This window comes from Homoserinimonas sp. OAct 916 (assembly GCF_003260275.1).
Classification (GTDB): Bacteria; Actinomycetota; Actinomycetes; order Actinomycetales; family Microbacteriaceae; genus OACT-916.
Window position 1 is genome coordinate 1 of the sequence record NZ_QJHB01000129.1, and the last position, 279, is coordinate 279.

Consider the following 279-nt stretch of genomic DNA (forward strand, 5'->3'; position numbering starts at 1 on the left):
CTGGAATGTCAGGAGCAGGTGTATTGGCGATGTTGTAGTCTTCGTTGAAAACTCCTTGGTGGTTGTATATATTGGGAGTAGAAAGCACATCATCGTAAGGATCAGGAATAGGCCCATCAAGTTGTGGAATCTTTGAGGATGCCCTCAATAGATGTGCAAAAAACTCACTATAACCCTGTCTACCATATGAGCTGCTTCCGCCCGTTACTTCAATCTCAAAAACATCCGGGGTGCCATCTCCAGCTCCATCTTGCTGGGGAACAAATCCACCAGCCTGAT

1 protein-coding gene is annotated in these 279 nt (G+C 46.2%); it reads right to left on the reverse strand.

The window, feature by feature from the left end:
* On the reverse strand, positions 1-279 hold a 279-nt coding region (locus DL891_RS17230; protein ID WP_157962621.1), incomplete at both ends, for a hypothetical protein.